Origin of the sequence: Microcystis sp. M53602_WE12, assembly GCF_030065455.1 — a bacterium.
GTDB classification, from domain to species: domain Bacteria; phylum Cyanobacteriota; class Cyanobacteriia; order Cyanobacteriales; family Microcystaceae; genus Microcystis; species Microcystis aeruginosa.
Genome location: NZ_JASJFB010000348.1, coordinates 1 through 2967, shown reverse-complemented (window position 1 = coordinate 2967; position 2967 = coordinate 1). Strand labels below are relative to the sequence as shown.

The 2967-nt window shown below is 35.2% G+C and carries 3 protein-coding genes and 1 pseudogene; 2 read left to right on the top strand and 2 right to left on the bottom strand.

The window, feature by feature from the left end; translation table 11 throughout:
• Nucleotides 1-177: 177 nt before the first annotated feature.
• Nucleotides 178-549: a type II toxin-antitoxin system RelE/ParE family toxin gene (locus PX482_RS12325; protein WP_002754997.1), complete on the top strand. Its 372-nt coding sequence runs from the start codon at nt 178-180 to the stop codon at nt 547-549.
• Nucleotides 550-554: 5 nt separating this feature from the next.
• Nucleotides 555-881: a helix-turn-helix domain-containing transcriptional regulator gene (locus PX482_RS12320; RefSeq protein WP_002754998.1), complete on the top strand. Its 327-nt coding sequence runs from the start codon at nt 555-557 to the stop codon at nt 879-881.
• Nucleotides 882-1088: 207 nt separating this feature from the next.
• Here PX482_RS12320 and PX482_RS12315 read toward each other — a convergent pair whose 3' ends face one another.
• Together PX482_RS12315 and PX482_RS27715 are read right to left on the bottom strand one after the other, a co-directional pair.
• The gene (locus tag PX482_RS12315; protein ID WP_043998824.1) at nt 1089-2645 is read right to left on the bottom strand and encodes an AAA-like domain-containing protein; all 1557 of its coding nucleotides are present in this window, start codon (nt 2643-2645) and stop codon (nt 1089-1091) included.
• Between the two features lie 79 nt (nt 2646-2724).
• Nucleotides 2725-2826: pseudogene (locus PX482_RS27715) on the bottom strand (PIN domain-containing protein); the annotation flags it as partial.
• Nucleotides 2827-2967: the final 141 nt, after the last annotated feature.

The window sequence follows — 2967 nt, the reverse complement described above, 5'->3', positions numbered from 1 at the left end:
TAAAGCAGCTCTAAAGAGTTTTGAGTTAAAAGTTAAACTTCAAGTTTTCATTCAGGACAAATGTACTGATTAACTAATTTTTTGGGGAAAATTAGTTAACCCATCATTATAACATATAATTAATTTGCAAGAGTTCTACTGTTTGACCTAGAGTAACACATAAGTTACTATAGCAGTATGTCTATTATCAAAGTTCAAGAATATCTTCAAGAAGATGGTTCAAGTCCTTACCAAGAATGGTTTAATAGCTTGGATACCCAAGCAGCTGCGAAGGTAACAGTTGCTAAGTCTCGTTTGGAATTAGGCAATACATCAAATGTTAAATGGTTTGATGGAATTGGGGAATATAAGATTGATTGGGGTCCAGGATACCGAATTTATCTAGCTCAAGATGGTAAACAGCTTATAGTTTTATTTGGTGGGGGAACAAAGAAAAATCAGCAATCTGATATTAATCGTGCTAGAGAATTATACCAAGAGTACAAAAGACGAAAAAAAGAAATTAGCAAAGAGCAAAAATTTGACAATGATAGTAGAGAGAAAAGGTAGTTATTATGGCACTAACTAGAGACTTTAAAGAAACCGTTAATGCACGAGTGCAAAGAGATTCTGAGTTTGCGATAGCTTTACTTGATGAAGCTATTTCTCTTTTCCTGAATGGTGAACCAGAAACAGCAAGACTGATTTTGAGAGATATTGTCAATGCAACAGTAGGTTTTGAACAGTTAGCAATTGAAACTTCTAAACCTAGTAAAAGTTTACATCGGATGTTATCAGCCAAGGGTAATCCAACGATGGATAATTTGACTGCTATTTTCAATGTTTTGCGGAAAAAACTGAATGTTGATATTAATGTAAAAACGACGGTTATTTACCATTAAAATTCCATTATCTTGAATAAAATAGCGATGGTGCGAAGCGAACTGACAAGTCAGCGCTTGCGCTATCGCATTTCCTCACATTGACAAAAAAAGACGATTCCTACGGAGTTCTTCGCTATTAAACCAGCGAGTCATAGGATTTTATGATTCACTGGAAATTTTGATTGTAGATGATTTTGGGGTTAAGGTGTTGGAATAGATCAACATTTACGCCCGAATCACAGTAATTCTATATTGATTTTCCGTCACCAACACCTCAGTTGATAACCTTTCTTCCATAGGTAAAGCATTTTTCCGCCTATCAAAGATAAATAACCAACCAAAATCTAAACCCAAACATCCTAAATAAGATTCTAATTGTTCAATTCCATCAGCTTGAGGATCGCGCTTTTTATCCCGCCATACTTTCAATTCAATCCCTAAAATTACATCTTTATAACGCAGACATAAATCCATTCTATCGCTACCAATTGCATATTCCCTTTCTAAAACTCCCCCACCATTAACCACACGATGTAAAAAAGCCATTAATACAATATGGGGGGCAATTTCATGGTAAGCAGCACTACTTAATAATGGTTCGACCTGTTGTCGCCAAAACTTGAGAAATGCTGTTAATAAAGCATCTATATTTAATTCACCTTTTGCTGTCAACCAACTAGGACTAATTAAAGGTAAACTGTCCTGAGTTCCTTGGACTAAAACGCGGGGAATAACTTCACGATATATGGGGTTAGAAATAACTAATCCTCCCCTTGGATCACGTCTTAATAATCCTAAATCTATTAAATATTGCCTATCATCTGCTAAAGTATCAGGTAATGTTTGCCCTGCTAAAATTGGTTCAATAATATTTTTCACTCGTTTTTCCCTGAGTTTTTCCGCTAAACTATCTAAATGAGTATCTTGACGAGCAATTAATATTTTTTTGGCTGTTAAAATGTGTTCTTTGGTAATAGCAATGTTTCTATCTTTTACCATTTTTTCTACAATTTCTTTAGCTAAAGCATTGACTAACCAAGGTTGTCCTTGAGTTAAATCAAACGCTGTTTCGATAGCTTCTGGTGTGAAAATTTGTCCTGTTGCTGCTGTATGTTGTTGATATAATTCTCCTACTTCTGCAAGATTAAAATTTCTCATAGTCAGAGAAGCAACTTTTATATTAAAAGGACTAGATGTATTTAATCTATCACTACCTCCCGATGCTACTTTATAATCTCTCACATCTCGTAAACCAATTAATCCTACTGATGAGGGAAAATTTTCTGGACGTTTAGGAAAACCATCTCTTAACTGTCGTAAAACTGATATTAATGTTTGGTCTTGTAAAGAGTCAATTTCATCTATAAATAATACTATGGGACGATTGATAGCTTTTGCCCAACTTCTTAAAAAAGCCTTAATTCTGCTTCCTGGTTCTTCCTGTTGCCATTGTTTAGCAGCTGGTTGTAATTCTTCAGGTAAACTATCCTCAATTGTATTATACCATGCCCCTAAAATTGCTAATTCTGCGGCAGTAGGATCATGATTAAATGCACTTCCTACTTCTACGGATACCATGACTGCGGCATAATTTCCAGTATCAGTCAATTGTTTTGCTAGGGATAACATAGCGGTGGTTTTCCCCGTTTGTCGTGGTGCGTGAAGAACAAAATAACTACGTTGTTGAATTAGCTCCTCTAAATCTGGTAATCTGACTGTGGGAGAGAGCATATAGTGGATATCGTCTGAACAGGGACCTGCAATATTAAACCAGCGAGTCATAGAATTTTGGTAATAGATGAACTCTTTAAGTTTAGACATTTTTTATGCTCCCGATACATTATTAAAACCACTAAATTTGCTAATGAGAGTTGGTTAATTCGGCAATTAATTGTTCAGGAGTGATAATTCGTGGTGTGACAATGGGGAAATCTTGAGGATTACGGGTAATAATTGCATCCAATGGGAGCATCCCAATTTTGCCATAAGTATAAATGCTTAGAGACTAAAAACGTTAGCTAAGGCAAAATAAAGAGAAACAATTAAACGGTAGAATCATGAATACAGACCAAAAAGAACAACTAGATCAACATTTAAAAGCCAT